Source organism: Pseudomonas sp. 05N433 (assembly GCF_056396925.1).
This window is the reverse complement of the sequence record NZ_JBFTML010000009.1, coordinates 116,132-134,502: the sequence shown is the minus strand read 5'-3', so window position 1 is coordinate 134,502 and position 18,371 is coordinate 116,132. Positions and strand designations below refer to the sequence as shown.

Here is an 18,371-nt window from a genome sequence, read left to right as displayed (position 1 = left end):
GTCGGACCTTCCCACGCTACAAATCCAGATACCACTAGGAATAATAACTACAGTACGAAAGGGAATGTGAACCCGTACACTGGAAAATACGGCACCAAACCTCGTGATAGTAAGTAGTTGGGCGAGATGGACTCTTGACTATGAGCGCGTCAGGTGACGGCTAACAGCTAAGTTGCTAGCGTAGAGGTGGTGACGCGCCTTAATGATTATGCCGACGCAGCAGGCTAGTGAGATTACCGAACTGCTGCTGCATAAATGGGCGTGCCGTACAGGTGGCAATTGAGTGTCAATTCTCCATTGGCGCTTTAGCGAGACTAAGTCTTATAAATCCCAACGCATCTTTGTAAATCTGATGCCACGCTTCTGAGGGCTCACTCATTAATGGATGCCAAAAAAAAATGAACTCATGTCCTCCATCATCTTCAGTATGATGAACCCAGGTATCAGGCAGGTCTTGCGCAACATGACACTCATGGAATGCCCACATGTGGTCCTGTTATATGCGAGCGCAACGTACCCAAATCTCGTATCACCTTGCCTTGAATCCCGGCTTCTTCGACCAGCTCTCGTGCAGAGGCCACTTCAGTTGACTCTCCGGATTCCACGCTACCTTTGACCAATTGCAGACCTGCCAGCGGATGCTCAAAAGCCAAAATTTCTAGCGTTTCACTTCTCCGTAGCACTACCGGGCAGGCTTTATCTACCGTCATGCCATCTTCTCCTTGGCTTGTAATTTCAGCTGTTGATCAGTTGGAAAGCCTAGGTGATATCAGCTAACAAGAAAACCCAATTGATATGTGGACATCGTTAAGGTGCATTAGCCATCCGCTTTTGAGCCTAGGGTGAACGAGTGATGTGATGGCAAGGTGCCCAGAGAGCAGCTAAGATCAGCCAATCTTTCCTAAGGATATCGACATGAAAGCAGGGATAGCGGCAACGGTTGTACTTATCGGTATTGCCATTTCATCTACTGCCAGCGCTCAATGGGATACAACCATTCAGGACGACATCTTCTCAGGCGACAAGAAAGCAATGCTTCTCGGCAACATCAGTCCGAGCCAAGCGGTTGCATTCGACTGCGATTCGGATGGCCTCTCCCTCGCACTCTTGCAAGAAGAAAAATGGGCTGATGGGCGGACCAGCTCAGAGTGGAAACTTCTCATCAAAGTAGACAAGGGTGAGATCCATCGCTTCACAGTAGAGAGCGCGAAACGCAATAACCAATACACCCAGTACGTCACTCGTGAGAAAGAGGAAATCCTCAAGGTTTTAGCTGATCTTCGTGAGGCGAAGTCAGTGATCCAACTTGGGCTCCAGTCGGAAGAGTTTGACTCTAAATGGTCTGGGACCGTGTCCGTAGGTGGATCTACACGAGAAACGGATAAATTCACACAAGCATGCAAATTGAAGTGAATGGACAACAGCGGCTGTGCGATCCGAGACCGCTTTTCACAACACCAAGAAAACTATCATGAAGGCGGGTATAGCGGCAGCAGTTGCACTGATTGGGACTCTATTAAGTAGTGGTGCCATGGAGTCAGACGGGAACCGGCTACTGCTAGCCTGTAAAGCCGGGATCAAAAGTGGCAATGGGTGGCGAGACCTAAATAGGTAGACGTCAGTCATTCTGCTTCTGATCATTTCTTGGCCAGCGCCAATTTTTTCGATTTACTTCAATTGCGTTCGGTTTTCGGGCTGAGAAAATAAATCTTGCTGTTTTTTGGGTGGTGCTAAAGCACGGCGTTTGTTGGAGGGGGATGTCGTTTAGGTGAGTCTCCATCTCTCCGCCATACATAGAAAGCCCCGTAGATGAAAATCTACGGGGTTTTTTCGTTTACGCAGTTTTTTCCGTCGGGCTATTTTCGCATTCGTCCTGCTTTCCCCCGAGTTTTTGGTGTCGGAAAAATCAGCACAACAGCGTAAGAAAGATATGTCCGTCCACAGGAAAAGTAACTCCACCAAGTCGTTCTGATTACCGTCCCCCGTATTCATTGATCGTTTCGGCAATCAAGGTTTTTCCTTCGAAATATCCCCTGACATTGAAAGACGTTGCCGCAAAAATTCCTCATCTACTCTGGTTTCGCAGGTCTCTGATCTGTCGTAATCAGCCATCGCAAGGAGCGATCAATGTACTTTGAGATTTACAGGCAAACCCGTGGCACCTCACAGACCGGCAAGGGCCAATGGCGCTGGCGTTTGCGAGCGGGGAATCATGAAACGATTGCCAGTGGGGAGGCTTACGTCAACAAGTCTGATTGCGTGCATGCCATCGATTTGATCAAAGGGACTCAAGAGCAGACACCGGTCAAGGAGATATAGGTTCCAGGCGGTGAAGCTGCTCAATCAGAGCAGCTTCGTTTCAGTCGGGCGCTCCTGAGTGGTAAGTGCCCCCGGATTTTATGGATCGGGTCGTTTGCCAACCTGCATAGACGCCGATCGCGACACCTCCCTAAACTGTCATCCAGTCTTGGGGACCGGGGTGCAACGGATGAATCGCAACGAACTACGCAAGGCCGACATCAACCTGATGGTGGTGTTCGAGACATTGATGCTCGAACGCAACGTCACGCGGGTGGCGGAGAAGCTGTTCCTCGGTCAGCCGACCATCAGTGCGGCGCTGAACCGCTTGCGGACGATGTTCAACGATCCGCTGTTCATTCGGGTCGGCCATCGCATGGAGCCGACAGCGCGGGCCGAGGAGATCATTCAGCATCTGTCGCCGGCACTGGATTCGCTGTCGGTGGCCTTGAGCCTGACCCACGATTTCGATCCGCTCAGCAGCACCATGACGTTTCGCATCGGGCTGTCGGACGATGTCGAGTTCGGCCTGTTGCCACCGTTGCTGCGCGCCTTGCGCCAGGAGGCGCCGAAGGTGGTGTTCGTGGTCCAGCATGTTGACTACTGGCGCATTCCCGACTTGCTGGCGTCTGGCGATATCACCGTTGGTATCAGCCAGACGCGCGGTCTGCCGGCCAACGCCAAGCGCAAATTGTTGCGTCATATCCAGCCCAGTATCTTGCGTGCAGATGCGTCGGATACGCCGTTGACCCTCGATGAATATTGCGCGCGGCCGCACGTGCTGGTGTCCCACACCGCCAATGTCAGTGGCTACGCCGATGAATGGCTGGCGGAGATTGGCCGAACACGCCACGTCGTGCTGTCCGTTCCGCAATACAGCTCATTGCCGGCGTTGCTCGCCGGCACCGATCTGATCGCCAGCCTGCCTGACTACACGGCGGAGGCGATGGCCGCGTCAGGCCAACTGTTCAAAGAGCCGTTTCCGTTCAAGACGCCGACCCTGGACCTGTCCATGGTCTGGCTCAGTCATGTCGACAGCGACCCGGCTGAACGCTGGCTGCGCTCGCGCCTGGAGGCGTTCATGAGTGAACGTCCGATCCTTCCGCTGACAGAGTGAGCAGGGCGGTGTTATATCTACGACCTTTCTGCCAATCCTCAGGAACCCCGTCATGCCCCACCTGCACATGGAATACACCGCCAACCTGTCCGAACTGAATGCCGATGTGGCATTGATGCGACTCAACAACGCGCTGGTCGCTTCGGGGCAGTTTGAAGAGTTCGACATCAAGGCCCGTGCGGTGAAGGTCGAGACTTTCAGGGTGGGTACCGCACCGGGCGAGCGGGCGTTCATGCATGTAAAGCTGTCGTTATTGAGCGGTCGCTCGCCGCAGATCAAGAAGCAGTTGTCCGAAAGCCTGCTGGCCGTGGTGCAGGATGTGTGCGAATGGCCGGTCGGGGTTGAGGTTCAACTCTGTGTGGAAATCATCGACATCGATCGAGAGTCCTACACCAAGACTGCCATCGGCCTCTGAGTTTCAGGCCATTTCCTGCTCGGCGCAGGCCTTGATCACTTGCTCGCGCAGCCAGGTGTTGGCGCTGTCCTGGTCGACGCTTTGACTCCACTGCATGTCCAGGGTGAAGCCCGGTAAACCATTGGGCGCTTCGCAGTGATTGAAGATCGCCTCATTGGCCAGCAATTGCTGGATGCGCCGGGGCAAGGTCAGGATGAAGTCGGTGCCGGTGATCATCTTCAGTGCCGCGCTGTAGCTGTTGGAGCGCGCGACAATCTGGCGTTTGTGGGCCTGTTGAGCCAGCCAGCCGTCAACCATGTTGGTGGTGGACGTCCAGGGCGTCGGGAACACATGCCGACGTTCAGTGAACGCTTGCAGGCTCAAGCGCGGCTCCAGCGGCGTGGCGCGTTTGTCGAAGACGCAGACCAGATCGTCCTCCAGTAGTCGTCTGGAGTTGAAGTCGGTGTGGCTTCGATGAAAGTTCGGGCCGAAACAGACCACCAGGTCGAGGCTGCCGTCGCGCAGTTCTTCGGCCGGGATGTCGGTTTCGAACTTGTGCATGTTGACCATCACCGGCAGGTCGGCGAAATCGAAGCTCTTCAACAGGCGCGGCAGGATCAGTTGCTCGAAGTACTCCGGCGCACAGATATTGAAGGTGACTGGTTGCAAGGTCGGATCGAACGTTGGTGTCCCGGCGTGACACAGGTTGATGCTTTCGAGAATCTTCAGCACATGGGCATACATGGTGCTGGCTTTGTAGGTGGGGCGCATACCCGTGCGGGTATTGATGAATAACTCGTCTTCGAAACTGGTGCGCAGTTTTTTCAGGCAGTAACTCACGGTGGACTGGCTGACGCAAAGTGCCTCCGACACACCGGTGACGCTGCTTTGCTCATACACGGCAACAAACACCATGAGGTCTTGCATATCGAGCTTTCTAAGCAAGTTACTGTTCAGCATCCGTTCTGTCTCGCTGTGCTCCTTGCGCTGACCGTGCGCAAACGTGTGCGAATGATCTTAGCGGAACGATAGTACCAAGAGAATGCCTTGTAGGATGTTTCATGGTCAGTTGTGGGACAGATAGTGTTATGAACACGACCTGTGAATTCAATCGCCCGAAACATGGCCAGAGGCCTTCAGCGCTGATTGCTGTGCAGGCATCGCATCGCGGCTGGATATTAACAGCGCCAACATGCCGACGCCCACCAGCAACGCGCCGATGATTTCCAGGGCGCGTGGCGACTGACGTAGCCACAACCAGTGGAACAATGTGATGAACAGGGTGCTCAGGTAGATGTAGGAAATGACTGAGGAAGGGGCGATCACGCCAATGGCTCGATGCAGCAGCCAGAAAGTCGCCAGGGTGGCAAACAGGGCCAGGTAGATCAACCACCAGAGATCGCTCGCGCTCAGCAACGACGCCGAACGCCAGCCGCCGCTGAATCCACAAAACGCCAATAGAAACAGTGCGCCGAACAGCATGTTCCAGAAAGTCATGCCCACCGGGCCGCGCCCCTTGAGGCTGTTGGCCTTGAGCCGTTGACTCAGGGGCGAGTAGAGCGCCATTGCCAGGCAACCGACCGCATACACCGATACCGCGTACAGCGACGGCAGTTCGCCGGGGCCTGCGCCTTTCAATACCAGCAGCATGGCGCCGGCCGCGGCAACCAGCATGGGCAACACGCGCTGTTTCAGGCGGCTGTCGGGTGTCAGGATGGCTTCGAACAGCAGTGTCAGCAACGGCACCAGAGTGAACATCGTCCCGGTGTTCACCGCCGAAGTGTAACGCAGTGCTTCGAACAACGAGCCGAAGTACAGCGCCAGCAGCATGCCGAGCACGGCATGACCGAGCAGGCCGCGGGCGGTCATGGCGGTATCGCCCTTGAACAGCAGCAGGGGTAAAAACACCAGGGCGCAACACAACAAGCGCAACCCGGTCAGCAGAATCGGGTCGATGGCCTGGCTGACCTGGGCTGCCGCGGAAAACGAGACGGCAATCAACAGCGCCCAGAGCAACATGCCGACGTGAGCGGCAGCAAAACCTTTGCGTTTCATGGTGGGGGTTCCGGGTTAATGAATGTGTTTGGCGTAATGCCGCGGATCGAAGCGCAGAACCATCAGAATCATCAGTGCCATGACGCCCATCAGTGACCACCAGGCCCATTCGAAACTGCCCAGTTGATCGCGAATCATCCCGGCGATCAGCGGCGAGAGGCCGGCGATCAGGTAACCGATGCCTTGCACGAAGGCGGTCAACCCACCCGCGCGTTGGGGATTGTCCAGATGATCCAGCGACACGATCAGGCTCATCGGGAACAGCCCGCCGATGCCCAGTCCCAGCAGGCACGGCCACAGCAGGCTCAGGTGTTGCGGGCTCAGAATCAGACCGCAAAAACCGGCCATGATCAGTGCCAGTAACACCACCAGCACCAGGCGCCGGTCACGGCTGCGGTTGGCGATGGCGGGCGTCAGTAGCCCCGACAACACTTCCATGGCCGTCAAAAAGCCCAGTAACAAGCCGGCCTGTTGTTCGCTCCAGCCTTTTTCCACGTAGTACGGTGCCAGCCAGGCCAGGACACAGGTGTAGGACGCCGTGCCCAGGCCGAAGAAGATCGCGAGTAACCAGGCACGGGAACTGCGGAAAAAGGATTCTTTGCGGGACGACTTTTCCCCCAATGTCGGCATTCCCGTGCGTTGAACGCACCAGAACAGCAACGCCGCCAGCGCCAGTGCCGCCCAGATCGCCAACCCCACTCGCCAACTGCCGGTGCGGGTCATCACCAACGGCGCGAATGACGCCGCAATTGCCGCGCCGGCCGTGATCGACGTCACGTAGAGACCCATGCACACGGAAACGTTGTCGCTGAAACGGGACTTGATCAGGGCCGGCATCAGCGCCTGAATCAGCGCAATGCCGACGCCGGCCAGCACGGCGCTCAGGATCAGTTCCGCCGCCGAATCAAGGAATAACCGCGACACCGTGGCCAGGCCGATGATCAGCAGCGACAGCACGACGGTGCGCTGCTCGCCCAAGCGCTGACTGATACCGATACCAAAGAACATTGCCAGTCCCATGGCCATGACTGGCAGCATGGTCAACAGCGAGGCCAGGCTGAAACTCAGCGGGATATCACCGCGAATGGCTGACAGCAACGGGCCGACAGCGGCCATGGACGGACGCAGATTCAGGGCGACAAGAATGATGCTGAACATCAGCCAGGGGGCAGGGCGGGAGGTTGCTCGAACGTTTTCCATAATCGGACCTTCAGGAACAAGGAGCCGATTAGGCGCGCGAGCCCTGGAGGCGGCAAATCAGAAAGTCTGGAGCAGTATTTAGAAATTAAATAACTGTACCGCTCGGCTAATCCCCTTTAGCGAATAATCGATTGTTTAGCCAATCCACACCCAAGGTTCTTCAAATCCCGATTTAACGGCTTAACCGCCCGTGTGACGCTGCTGCTCATCTGTTTATCGCGGTCTTCCCTATGGACGGTTGTCCAGTCGCACTCCCTTCCGAACTGGCCTTCTGGGCGCTGTGGCACTGCCGTCACGCGCGCCCGCCGGATTCCTGCATCTCCCGCTGATTGTTCTGACAGGTCCCGCGCTGTGCGCCGGGATCAAACCGGCGGCGCCTGTGCGTTTGCCTGACGCGGAAAGACGAGGTCTCCCATGAGCTGTGCCACGACATCCTTCGCTACGAAAGAACAAGCCCTGACGTTTCTTGAACAGAACCCGGATATCGAGATGTTCGAGCTGTTCATCCTCGACAATAACGGAGTGCCACGCGGCAAATTACTGCATCGCGATGAGTTGCTGGCGGTGTATGAAAGCGGTCGGCCACTACCGAGTACCATCCTGGGACTGACCATCAATGGCGATGACGTGGAAAACTCCGGTCTGGTCTGGGACGTCGGTGATATCGATTGCCGCGCTTATCCCGTCAGCGGCAGTTTGCAGCGCATGCCGTGGCGATTGATTCCCACGGCGGCGGTGCAGGTCAGCATGCATCCGCAAGAGGGCATGCCCGCGACCATCGCCGACCCACGGCACCTGCTGGCCAAGGTCATCGAAGGCTTGCAGGCCGACGGTTATTACCCGGTGATGGCGGCGGAGCTGGAGTTCTATCTGCTGGATCAGCAGCGCGACGGCAACGGTCGGCCGCAACCGGCGCGGGATGTCGATGGCGGGCGGCCACGCGGGACTCAGGTCTACGGCTTGCGTGAACTGGAACAGATCGAGCCATTTCTGGCCGACCTCTACAGCGCCTGCAAGCTCCAGGGCATTCCGGCGCGCACGGCGATTTCCGAATACGCGCCGGGGCAAGTGGAAATCACCCTCGAACACCGCACCGACGCTTTGCAGGCGATGGACGAAGCCGTGCGCTACAAGCGGCTGGTCAAGGGCGTGGCGCAAAAGCACGGGATGACGGCTTGTTTCATGGCCAAGCCGTTCGATGACCTGGCCGGCACCGGCATGCACATGCATGTCAGCCTGGCGGACAAGGACGGCAATAACCTGTTCGCCAGCGAGGCCCCGGACGGCACGCCGCTGCTCAAACACGCGGTCGGCGGAATGCTCGCCACATTGCTCGATGCATTGCTGTTGTTCTGTCCGAACGCCAACTCGTACCGCCGTTTCCAGACCAACAGCTACGCCCCTCTGGCGGCTACCTGGGGCGTGGACAACCGCACCGTGAGTTTGCGAGTGCCCGGCGGGCCGGCATTCTCCCGGCATATCGAGCACCGTATTTGTGGTGCCGACGCCAACCCGTATCTGGCGGCGGCGGCGATCCTGGCCGGTATTCATCGCGGCATCCGCGAGCAACTTGACCCCGGGGCGCCGGTGGAGGGCAACGGTTACGCCCAGGCCGCGCAATTGTTGCCGACCGACTGGTTGACCACGTTGCGAGCGCTGGAAGGCTCGAATTGGGCCGGGGAAGCATTCGGCAGTGAGTTTCTAGGTGTCTATCTGGCAGTGAAACGCGCCGAATACCGGCAATTCATGGGCGAAGTCGGTGAGCAGGACTGGCGCTGGTATCTGCATCAGGCTTGAAACGGGTCGCCAGTGTTGGAAGTTTTGGCCTAATACCAGAAGCCAACTATTCGTTGGCTTCTTTTTCACGAAATATTGATGGTTGACTGATTAAGATTTGTGGCGTCTCGGTCAATGAAATTTTCACATTTGCCGCGGGCACTTCTTTTCAGGAACAGCCGATCACATGTTGAAGTTCAAAGCCGTGCGCCCCGAATGGGTGACGTTGGTTTCCAGTGCCTTTCTATTGGCAGGGTTCAATTTAGTTCTCTGGCAACACCTCTTCGATATCACCGCAGCAGACGGTCAAGGCATCGTCATGCGTGTCGCGTTCGGGCTGATGATCCTGGCGGCCTTCAACATTGTGCTGACCTTGCTGGCATTCCGACCCGTGATGAAACCCGTGTTGACGCTGATCTTTCTGATCAGTGCCGGTGTGGCGTACTTCATGAGCCAATATGGCGTGCTGATCGACGCCGGTATGTTGCGTAACTTCGCCGAAACCAATGCCACGGAAGTACGCGACTTACTCTCGCTAAAACTGTTTGTTTATATCGTGCTGCTCGGCGTCTTGCCGTCGTGGTTGTTGTGGAAAATCCCGGTTAATTATCGTCGCTGGCACCGTGAGTTATTAAGTAAAGTGCTGGTGAGTGTCGCGTCGGTTGCGGTGATCGGCGGTGTCGCATTGGTCAACTATCAAGGCCTGTCGTCGTTGTTTCGCAATCACCATGAATTGCGTCTGATGGTGGTGCCGAGCAACTACATCGGTGCCTCGTTCGGTTATCTGCGTGAGCAAGTGGTGTCTGCACGGCAACCTTTCGCCAAACTGGGTGAAGATGCCCAGAAAAAACCGGCCTGGCAGGCCCACGACCGTAAATCCCTGACGGTACTGGTGGTGGGCGAAAGTGCCCGGGCCGAGAACTTCGGCATCCTGGGTTATGACCGCGACACCACGCCGAAACTGAGTAAGGAATCCGGCCTGATTGCCTTCACCGATGTGCATTCGTGCGGGACGGAAACGGCGGTGTCGGTGCCCTGCATGTTCTCCAACATGGGTCGCAAGGATTACGACGCCAGCAAGGCGAAGAACCAGGAAGGCCTGCTGGACGTGCTCAAGCGTGCCGGTCTCGAGGTCATCTGGCGCGATAACCAGTCGGGCTGCAAAGGCACCTGCGATCGGGTCACTGTCGATGACGTGAGTGACCTGAAAGACCCTGTGCTGTGCGCCAACAGCGAGTGCCGCGATGAAATTCTCCTGCAAGGCATGCAGCACTTCATCGACACGCTGAATAAAGACACCGTGCTGGTCCTGCACCAAATGGGCAGTCACGGTCCGGAATACTTCAAGCGCTACCCGAAAGAATACGAACACTTCACACCTGTGTGTGAAAGCAATGCGCTGAACAATTGCAGCCGCGAAAGCATCGTTAATGGCTACGACAATACGCTGGTGTATACCGACCACGTGCTGTCGACCCTGATCGATCTGTTGCGCAGCAACCAGGGCAAAGTCGATACCGCGATGCTGTATCTGTCGGACCACGGCGAGTCGCTGGGCGAATACAACCTGTTCCTGCATGGCACGCCTTACATGCTCGCACCGGAACAACAGAAACATGTAGCGATGCTGGCGTGGTTCTCCGACAGCTATCAAAAGTCGTTCTCGGTGGACACCCATTGCCTGCAACTGAGTCGTGAAAAACCCTTGAGCCAGGACAACCTGTTCCATTCGATGCTCGGTCTGCTGGAGGTCAACAGCACGGTCTACAACCCGGGTCTGGATATGTTCGCCGGATGCCGCGGCGCAATGGGCGACGGTGTGCTGGCTAAAAAATGAGCGACTCGAGCTTTTTTTCACGTAACGACCGCTAATCTGCGGCGCCTGGAACATCCAACAAGAGCCATTACACATGTCCGCGCAGCCCCCATCCGCCTTCGAGCTTGAGTTCGCCCGGCGCTACGATCAGGAACACGCCCGCGTCTGTAAACAGCCGCGACCGCGCGGCCTGGCGGGGCGTTTGACGTTCTGGCGCGAAGAGCAATTGGTGCGTAACGCGCTTCAGGTCGCTGGCGAACCGGGATTGATTCTTGATGTGGCCTGCGGGGTCGGGCGTTTCTGGCCAGTTCTGGCCGAGCATGCGAACCGGGTGATTCTCGCGACCGATCCGTCTCAGGACATGCTCGATCACGCCAGCACCCACCATCCGCAGAACCTGCTGAAACGGATCAAGACCTTTCAGAGTTCTGCCTTCACCATCGGCTTGTCGGCGAATGCGGTTGACTGCATTTTTTGCCTGCAACTGTTTCAACGCATCGCCTGTCCCGAGCATCGATTGTCCATGCTGGGCGAGTTCCACCGGGTCAGTCGCGATACCGTGATTGTGGCGGTGCGGGTTGATGGGCGTTTCAAGCTCGAGCGTTCGGACGTGGAGGGCGCACAGGCCCAGCCACAGGCCAGCAAGGCCGAGCTTGAGGCCGAGTTCAGGCAAGCGGGTTTCTGCTTGCTCAGTCATCAGGACTTGGTACCGGGTTGCACGCGGATGCGGCTCTACGTGTTGCGTAAGGACAGCTAGCCTTTCAGACAATTCTTGCTGTCCGGCAGGTATTTTCGCTAAAGCTCTTGTTCAGTGGATGCGCGGAAATCGCCGGGGGCGATATATACTGCGCGCCATTCTTCAAGGGAGAGCCGTGTGGCCATCGATATTCACTGGATTCGCGACAACGATAGCCTCGGTCAGTTTTGCACCGAGTGGCAGCAGCTGCCATTCGTTGCCCTCGACACCGAATTCATGCGGGTCGACACCTTTTACCCGATCGCAGGTCTGCTGCAGGTCGGCGATGGCGTACGCGCTTACCTGATTGACCCACTGACCATCGACAACTGGCAGCCCCTGGCCGCGTTGCTGGAAAACCCGGCCGTGGTCAAGGTCGTGCATGCGTGCAGCGAAGACCTCGAAGTCCTGCTGCGCCTGACCGGCAGTCTGCCGGCGCCGCTGTTCGACACCCAACTGGCCGCTGCTTACCTGAACCTGGGTTTCTCCATGGGCTATTCGCGGCTGGTGCAGGACGTGCTCGGCATCGACCTGCCCAAGGGCGAGACCCGTTCCGACTGGCTGCAACGTCCACTGTCCGAGACTCAGATCAGCTACGCCGCCGAAGATGCCGTGCATCTGGCGGAGGTTTTCGTACAGCTGCGTCCGAAGCTTTCTGACGAAAAATACGCGTGGGTCCTGGAAGACGGTGCCGAGCTGGTCGCCAATCTGCGGCGCGAGGTCGACCCGTACGAGGTCTATCGCGACGCCAAACTGGCCTGGAAGCTGTCCCGCGCCCAACTCGCCGTGTTGCGTGAACTCTGCGCCTGGCGCGAGCGTGAAGCCCGCGCCCGTGATCTGCCGCGCAACCGCATTATCCGTGAACATTCACTGTGGCCGTTGGCACGCACCCAACCGGACAACCTCGGCGCACTGGCGAAAATCGAAGACATGCACCCGCGCACCGTGCGTCAGGACGGCGAATTTCTGCTTGATCTGATCAAGCGCTCTGGCAGTGTGTCGCCTGATCAGTGGCCGCCAGCGGTGCCGGAGCCATTGCCGGTGGAAGCCGCCGCGCTGGTCAAACAGCTGCGTGCCATCGGCCAGGCCGAAGCCGAGCGCCTGAACATCGCGCCGGAGCTGATGCTGCGCAAGAAAACCCTGGAAGCGCTGCTCAAGAGCGGCTTCCCCAATGGTCCTTACCAATTGCCTGATTCGCTGCGTGGCTGGCGCCGCGAATTGATGGGCCAGGCGCTGCTCGACAGCCTGGCCACCGCCGGAGAACAGCCTTGAAACGTATTTGCTCGATTTATCGAAGCTCGAAGAAAAGCGGGATGTACCTCTATGTGCTCAAAAGCGATGCACTGGAGCGCGTGCCTGAACCCCTGATGGCGGCTTTCGGCAAAGCCATCCACGCTTTCGACCTGGTGTTGACCCCCGAGCGCAAGCTGTCGCGCGAAGACATTGCTGTAGTACTGGAGAACCTCGAAAAGCAGGGCTACCACCTGCAAATGCCACCGGCCGAGGATGAATACATCGAACACTTGCCGGAAGAATTGCTGCGCCGCAACGACCCGATGTAATCGGCAGACAGGCTCTATTCAGAGCCTTATGAAACACTGGAATGATTTTGGCGATGGCCGTGACGATGGAGTGATCCTCTGTCGGCGGTCGTCTGCACTGCTTTTGAAAGGTTTGAAACATGCGCGTTCTGATTGCTGAACACGACCACCCTGTGTATGCCCAACTGTTGCGTCAGGCAGCTCCTGATCTGGAAGTATTGACCAGCGGTGACTCCGCCGAACTGGCCCGTCAGGCCGCCGACTGCCAGGTCTGGCTCGGTCAGCCGGACCTGCTGGCGACGCTGTTGCGTCAGGGCCATACGCCTGCATGGCTGCAGTCGACTTGGGCCGGTATCACGCCGCTGCTGGCCGATGGCTTGCCACGGCACTATCGGCTGACTCGCGCGGTAGGGATTTTTGGTCAGGTCATGGCTGAATACGTGCTGACTTACATGCTCGGCCACGAGCGCGAAGTGTTGGCGCGGCTGGTCAGCCAGGTCGAGCGCAAATGGGACAATCGCCAGGGTCAAAGCCTGGCTGGACGAAAGGTGCTGATTGTCGGCACCGGTGATATCGGTCAGACAGTGGCGCAGTTTCTGCTGCCGTTTGGCGTCGAGTTATATGGCATCGCCAGCACTGCCCGGGAGCAGGCGCCCTTTGTCGAAGTCGGCGCGCTGAGCGATTTGCCGCGCCTGGTCGGTGAGGTGGATTACGTGATCAATCTGCTGCCGAATACCCCCAATACGCACGACCTGTATGACGCTGCCCTGTTCAAGCAGTTCAAGGCGACGGGGTTGTTCATCAACGTCGGACGCGGCGTTGCGGTGGTCGATGCGGATCTGGTGGAAGCCTTGAAGGAAGGGCATCTGGCCGGGGCTGTGATCGACGTCTGCCGTCAGGAACCACTGCCGCAACGTCATCCGTTCTGGACCGCGTGGGGCCTGCTGCTGACCGGCCACAGCTCGGCACCGACTTCGCCACCGGCGATGGTGAAGCTGTTTGTCGAGAACCTGCGGGCGTATCAGGCGGGTGAAGCGTTGCGTGGGGAAGTGGATTTCGCGCGCGGGTATTGAGGCGCAGCTGAAAAGGTCGCAGCCTGCGGCAGCTCCTACAGGGCTTTGTGAACACCTGTAGGGAGCTGCCGCAGGCTGCGACCTTTTGTTTTTACAGGGTGAAATTACCTTCAGCCGCCAACTCGCTCAGCGGACGACGCGGGCTTGGCTCTTCACGTGCTTGCAGGTACTCGGCCAGTGTCGCCTTGTCGCCCAGCTTGCCGATCGCCACGGCGGCGTGCAGCGCGTAGCCTTCAGGAATGTTCAGCTCCTTGCGGGTCAGCTCCTGATCGAAACCGGCCATGCCGTGGGTGTGCCAGCCGCTGATGCTCGCTTGCAACGCCAGGTGGCCCCAGGCGGAACCTGTGTCGAAGGTGTGCCACAGCGCCGGGGTTTCTTCGCTGGCGCCAGGTGCCACGAAGGTGGTTTTCGAGATCACGATCACCAGTGCCGAGGCGTGCTGCGCCCAGCTGCGGTTGAACTCGTTCAGCAGGCCCAGGTAACGCTCCCAGTTCGGCGTGTCGCGACGCGCATAGAGAAACCGCCAAGGCTGCGAGTTGTACGCCGATGGTGCCCAGCGGGCGGCTTCGAAGAAGCTCAGCAGGGTCTCTTCGGGAATGGTTTCACCGGTGAAGGCGCGGGGCGACCAGCGATCGGTGAACTGAGGGTGAATGGCGTAATCGGCAACGCGTGGATTAGCACTCATCAAGAGATTCCTTTACGTTTGAAAGTGGGGGTCGTCGAAAAACCGGCGGGTACAGTTGAGCTGAGCGCCAGTTTTTTTGAGCCAGCAGTTCACCTGAATGCAACGCGGTTGAGCGTTAATGGCACTTGGGGAGGGCTCCTTGCGACTGGCAAAGCTACTGGGTGGCGCAAAAACTGACAAGTGCCGTCGTACCGGCAGTCGCCAATGCTTGGCCCGCCGATGCCTTGGCACTAGACTGGCGGCCTTTTCACCACCTGATGTTGATGCTTGAGCCATGGCCGCCAAAGTCGAACCGTTCTGGATACGCAAAACCCTCGATCAACTCGATCAAGAGGAATGGGAATCGCTGTGCGACGGCTGTGGCCTGTGCTGCCTGCAAAAGCTCGAGGATGAAGACGACAACGCCGTCTACTACACGCGTATCGCCTGCAAACTGCTGGACCTCAAAACCTGTCAGTGCACCGATTACCCCAACCGTCGCGACTTTGTCCCCGATTGCATCCAGCTCACGCCGGGCAAGGCCGATGAGTTCAAATGGTTGCCGCCGACCTGCGGTTATCGACTGGTCAGCGAAGGCAAGGACCTGCCGCTCTGGCATCACCTGGTATGCGGTGATCGTGATGCGGTGCATCACGAACGTATTTCCCAGTCCGGGCGCATGCTCGCCGAAGGCAGCGTGGCCGAAGACGATTGGGAAGATCATCTGATTTTTCGCGCGGGTTAATTCCCGATGCCATTTAGTCTGTGGCGAGGGAGCTTGCTCCCGCTTGACCGGGCTGGCGCTCCAGTGCGCAGCACTCACAAAATCGGCGGTGATCACAAGAATTTTGGGCCGCTACGCAGCCCGGCGCGAGCAAGCTCGCTCGCCACAATAGGAGTGTGTATGGCGGTGGGAGTGCTCCGGGCGTTGGCTGTCGGGCTGCTGGCCCTGAGTTCGCCCGTGTGGGCGGCGAAGAAAGTCGATCTGGATTATCACGTACGCCTGTTGCCGCAAAGCGATCAGGCCGAAGTGCGCCTGACCCTGGCCCAAGGCTCGGCGGTGCGCAGTCTGGATTTCGACTTGGGCGATGGCAGTCACTACAGTGATTTCAAGGCCGACGGCCAATGGCAGCTCACACCGGGCACGCAGGTCCGTGGTGTCTGGCGCCCGGCCGCCGACAAGGCCAGCCTGACCTACCGCGTGCGCATCAGCCACGGGCGCAAGAGCGGCAGCTTCGATACACGCATGACGCCAACGTGGGCGCTGATGCGTGGCGATGACCTGGTGCCCGCGGCGAAACTCGATCAGCAGGACGGTATCGAGTTGGTGTCACGCCTGGAATTCGAATTGCCCACCGGTTGGAAAAGCGTCGAAACCGCCTGGCCGCGGATCGGCAAAAACAAGTTCCGCATCGATAACGTCTCGCGCCTGTTCGACCGTCCCACTGGCTGGATGCTCGCCGGTAACCTCGGCAGCCGTCGCACGCGGTTGGGGGAAACCGAAGTCACCGTGGCCTCGCCCCAAGGCCAGGGGATGCGCCGCATGGATGTGCTGACGCTGCTGACGTTCGTGTGGCCGCAAGTGCAGGAAGTTTTTCCGCGTCACCCCAGCAAATTGCTGATCGTCGGCGCCAATGACCCGATGTGGCGTGGCAGCCTGGCCGCGCGGGAATCGATCTATCTCAATAGCCGCCTGCCGCTGGTCAGCGAAAGCGGCACCAGTACCTTGATGCGTGAATTGGCTCAGGTGTTCGGGCGGATCAACGACAGCCAGCGTAGCGGCTGGATCAGCGAAGGGTTTGCCGAGTATTACGCCATCGAACTGGTGCGCCGTGCGGGCGGCATGAGTGATGAGCGGTATGAGAGCCTGCAGAGCAAGTTGGCCAAGGCCAGCCAGAAGGTCACCACCTTGCGCGGGGAGCAGATCAACCCGGCGCAGGTGGCCAAAGCGGTGGTGTTGCTGCAGGAACTGGATCGCGAGATTCGCCTGAAGACCCGCAACAAGCGTTCGCTGGATGATGTATTGCGTGGGGCGATGCGTTTGGAGAGTGTCGATACCAAGGAATTCGTTCAGCTCAGTGAGAGCGTTATTGGCGAGTCTTCCAAGGTGCTTGATACCGGGTTGCTTCAGTAATACCGCCTTCGCGGGCAAGTCGGGTCGCGAAGAGGCCCTGAGCCTCACCGCAAATGCCGGATCAAACCCCGGCTTTCGGCGACTTCAAAGAATCATTCCCGGTCACGGTGGCGGTTTTGGTCGCCGCCTCGGCATTGGCCTTCAACCGACTCAACTCTTCCCCGGCACGCTCAATCCTGGCTCGAGCGTTAACCATGTCCTGACGGCTCTTTTCCAGAAAGCTTTTCGCCGAACTGTGCCCGGTAATACCCCGCGCCATCGCTACGCCGCCAATGGCCACTTGAATCAACCCGAACACACCACCGCGCCGCAGGCCTTTGCCGACCATCACCACGCCGCCGGCCAGGGAACCGATGCGCTCCCAACCCTGGACGTTCTGCGCGGGCTGAGTCTGGAACGGGGTGGATTCGATGCGCTCTACGCGTTTGAGGTCGCTCATGATCTGTCTCCAGGCTTCAAGAATGGATAATTAAGCTGACTGCCGAGGCGGTCGGCTCGTTCCATCGGATGTGCGGTGATTCAGCGGAATTTCGGGCCTGAGCGGGTGTTGTTGCCCTTGGCCATGCGGTCGTACAGCACCACGTTGACCGTGGCCGCCAGGTTCATGCAGCCGGTGGTCGGGATATAGACCACGTCTTCGCACCAGTCGCGGATCTCTTTATCCAGTGAACCGTCTTCGGGGCCGAAGATGTAGAGGGCGCGATCCGGGTGCGTGTATTCCGGCAGCGAGCGGGCGCCGTCGACCAGTTCTACCGCGACCGGTACACAGCCCAACGGCAGGATTTTCTTCAGGTCATCGATGCCGATCAGCGGAATGTCGTAGTGGACTTTCTTGGTGTCGGTGACGAAGTCGGCGGCGCGCTCATAGCGCTTGCCGGTGTAAAACACCGACGCCACGCCATAGCAACCGGCGGCGCGCATCACCGAACCGACGTTCTCCGGTGATTTGGGGTTATACAAACCAATGCAGCTGTACCGTTTGTCTGCCACGAGCGGGGTGCCTTCGGGAAAAAAGCGCGATTATACGGGGATTGGGGGAGGGGTGTTCAGTTTGGAGATGATCGTACCCACGCGCTGCGTCGGAATGCCGCCAGGGACGCTCCGCGTTCCGCTTTCGAATGTGACGCAGAGCGTCACGGGATGCATTCCCACGCAGAGCGTGGGAACGATCAGCAGACCTTCAGTCTTCTTTCTTCATCAGTCCGGCCAACGCCGCAAACGGGTTATGCGTCGCCTTGGCAATCTTTGGCGTACTCAGCGAGCCTTCGTCGAAATACTGCTGATCGGTGTAACGCGAATGCTCGTTGTCATGGCAATACAGGCACAACAGCTCCCAGTTCGAGCCGTCCTGCGGGTTGTTGTCGTGGTTGTGGTCGCGGTGGTGCACGGTCAGTTCGCTCAGGCGTTTGCCGGAGAACTCACGGGCGCAGCGGCCGCACACGTGCGGGTACATCTTCAGGGCCTTGTCGCGGTAACCCATTTCCTTGTCGCGCTGGTTGTCGGCGAGGATGCGGTCCAACTTTGAGGTGTTGGTTGGAGGCGTTGACGAACTCATGGGTCACCTTTG

The 18,371-nt window shown here is 58.3% G+C and carries 19 protein-coding genes and 1 pseudogene; 12 read left to right on the top strand and 8 right to left on the bottom strand.

What is annotated here, in order from left to right; translation table 11 throughout:
- Positions 1-286: 286 nt before the first annotated feature.
- Positions 287-710 (bottom strand): annotated as a pseudogene (locus AC1DIS_RS06270) (NUDIX hydrolase).
- Between the two features lie 205 nt (positions 711-915).
- Here AC1DIS_RS06270 and AC1DIS_RS06265 point away from each other — a divergent pair.
- From AC1DIS_RS06265 to AC1DIS_RS06250, 4 genes are all read left to right on the top strand, one after another.
- Positions 916-1,413, top strand: a complete 498-nt coding sequence (locus tag AC1DIS_RS06265; protein WP_064619715.1) for a hypothetical protein — start codon at positions 916-918, stop codon at positions 1,411-1,413.
- Between the two features lie 714 nt (positions 1,414-2,127).
- Positions 2,128-2,319, top strand: coding sequence for a YegP family protein (locus AC1DIS_RS06260; protein ID WP_018926774.1), 192 nt, complete (start codon positions 2,128-2,130; stop codon positions 2,317-2,319).
- Between the two features lie 169 nt (positions 2,320-2,488).
- Complete coding sequence (locus AC1DIS_RS06255; protein ID WP_033064228.1) at positions 2,489-3,415, top strand: LysR substrate-binding domain-containing protein; 927 nt, start codon at positions 2,489-2,491, stop codon at positions 3,413-3,415.
- Between the two features lie 52 nt (positions 3,416-3,467).
- Positions 3,468-3,830, top strand: a complete 363-nt coding sequence (locus tag AC1DIS_RS06250; RefSeq protein WP_258612575.1) for a 5-carboxymethyl-2-hydroxymuconate Delta-isomerase — start codon at positions 3,468-3,470, stop codon at positions 3,828-3,830.
- Between the two features lie 3 nt (positions 3,831-3,833).
- On the opposite strand, the gene AC1DIS_RS06245 is transcribed toward AC1DIS_RS06250, so the two are convergent.
- The 3 genes from AC1DIS_RS06245 to AC1DIS_RS06235 form a co-directional block, all read right to left on the bottom strand.
- The gene (locus AC1DIS_RS06245; RefSeq protein WP_019020897.1) at positions 3,834-4,769 is read right to left on the bottom strand and encodes a LysR family transcriptional regulator; all 936 of its coding nucleotides are present in this window, start codon (positions 4,767-4,769) and stop codon (positions 3,834-3,836) included.
- Between the two features lie 147 nt (positions 4,770-4,916).
- Positions 4,917-5,864 carry a DMT family transporter gene (locus tag AC1DIS_RS06240; RefSeq protein ID WP_477743392.1) on the bottom strand — a complete coding sequence of 316 codons (948 nt, stop codon included), beginning with the start codon at positions 5,862-5,864 and terminating at the stop codon, positions 4,917-4,919.
- Positions 5,865-5,879: 15 nt separating this feature from the next.
- Entirely contained in the window at positions 5,880-7,064 is a 1,185-nt protein-coding gene (locus AC1DIS_RS06235) for a cyanate transporter (RefSeq protein WP_477743393.1), read from the bottom strand.
- Between the two features lie 414 nt (positions 7,065-7,478).
- Between AC1DIS_RS06235 and AC1DIS_RS06230 the strand changes: the two genes are divergently transcribed.
- From AC1DIS_RS06230 to AC1DIS_RS06205, 6 genes are all read left to right on the top strand, one after another.
- Positions 7,479-8,861: a glutamine synthetase family protein gene (locus AC1DIS_RS06230; RefSeq protein ID WP_477743394.1), complete on the top strand. Its 1,383-nt coding sequence runs from the start codon at positions 7,479-7,481 to the stop codon at positions 8,859-8,861.
- Positions 8,862-9,027: 166 nt separating this feature from the next.
- Positions 9,028-10,677, top strand: a complete 1,650-nt coding sequence (locus tag AC1DIS_RS06225; RefSeq protein ID WP_258612572.1) for a phosphoethanolamine transferase — start codon at positions 9,028-9,030, stop codon at positions 10,675-10,677.
- 73 nt (positions 10,678-10,750) lie between these two features.
- The gene (locus AC1DIS_RS06220) at positions 10,751-11,413 is read left to right on the top strand and encodes a class I SAM-dependent methyltransferase (protein ID WP_477743395.1); all 663 of its coding nucleotides are present in this window, start codon (positions 10,751-10,753) and stop codon (positions 11,411-11,413) included.
- Positions 11,414-11,530: 117 nt separating this feature from the next.
- Positions 11,531-12,664: a ribonuclease D gene (gene rnd, locus AC1DIS_RS06215; protein ID WP_477743396.1), complete on the top strand. Its 1,134-nt coding sequence runs from the start codon at positions 11,531-11,533 to the stop codon at positions 12,662-12,664.
- A complete protein-coding gene (locus AC1DIS_RS06210) occupies positions 12,661-12,954 on the top strand; it encodes a YcgL domain-containing protein (protein ID WP_064619695.1) in 294 nt (97 codons plus the stop codon). Before rnd ends, AC1DIS_RS06210 begins: the two co-directional genes overlap by 4 nt.
- Before the next feature lie 119 nt (positions 12,955-13,073).
- Positions 13,074-14,006 (top strand): D-2-hydroxyacid dehydrogenase, encoded by a 933-nt coding sequence (locus AC1DIS_RS06205; protein ID WP_018926763.1) that lies wholly within the window; start codon positions 13,074-13,076, stop codon positions 14,004-14,006.
- Between the two features lie 91 nt (positions 14,007-14,097).
- Here the strand turns inward: AC1DIS_RS06205 and AC1DIS_RS06200 are convergent, their stop codons facing one another.
- A complete protein-coding gene (locus tag AC1DIS_RS06200) occupies positions 14,098-14,691 on the bottom strand; it encodes a nitroreductase family protein (RefSeq protein WP_007942200.1) in 594 nt (197 codons plus the stop codon).
- A gap of 274 nt (positions 14,692-14,965) precedes the next feature.
- Here AC1DIS_RS06200 and AC1DIS_RS06195 point away from each other — a divergent pair, with 274 nt between their 5' ends.
- Both AC1DIS_RS06195 and AC1DIS_RS06190 read left to right on the top strand, forming a co-directional pair.
- Positions 14,966-15,415 carry a YcgN family cysteine cluster protein gene (locus AC1DIS_RS06195; protein WP_007942199.1) on the top strand — a complete coding sequence of 150 codons (450 nt, stop codon included), beginning with the start codon at positions 14,966-14,968 and terminating at the stop codon, positions 15,413-15,415.
- A 159-nt stretch (positions 15,416-15,574) separates the two neighbouring features.
- A complete protein-coding gene (locus tag AC1DIS_RS06190; RefSeq protein ID WP_086944844.1) occupies positions 15,575-16,804 on the top strand; it encodes a hypothetical protein in 1,230 nt (409 codons plus the stop codon).
- A 61-nt stretch (positions 16,805-16,865) separates the two neighbouring features.
- On the opposite strand, the gene AC1DIS_RS06185 is transcribed toward AC1DIS_RS06190, so the two are convergent.
- The 3 genes from AC1DIS_RS06185 to AC1DIS_RS06175 form a co-directional block, all read right to left on the bottom strand.
- Entirely contained in the window at positions 16,866-17,243 is a 378-nt protein-coding gene (locus AC1DIS_RS06185; RefSeq protein WP_018926761.1) for a YgaP family membrane protein, read from the bottom strand.
- Positions 17,244-17,323: 80 nt separating this feature from the next.
- Entirely contained in the window at positions 17,324-17,794 is a 471-nt protein-coding gene (locus tag AC1DIS_RS06180; RefSeq protein ID WP_007942196.1) for an RNA methyltransferase, read from the bottom strand.
- A 190-nt stretch (positions 17,795-17,984) separates the two neighbouring features.
- Complete coding sequence (locus tag AC1DIS_RS06175) at positions 17,985-18,359, bottom strand: YajD family HNH nuclease (protein ID WP_007942195.1); 375 nt, start codon at positions 18,357-18,359, stop codon at positions 17,985-17,987.
- Between the last annotated feature and the right edge of the window lie 12 nt (positions 18,360-18,371).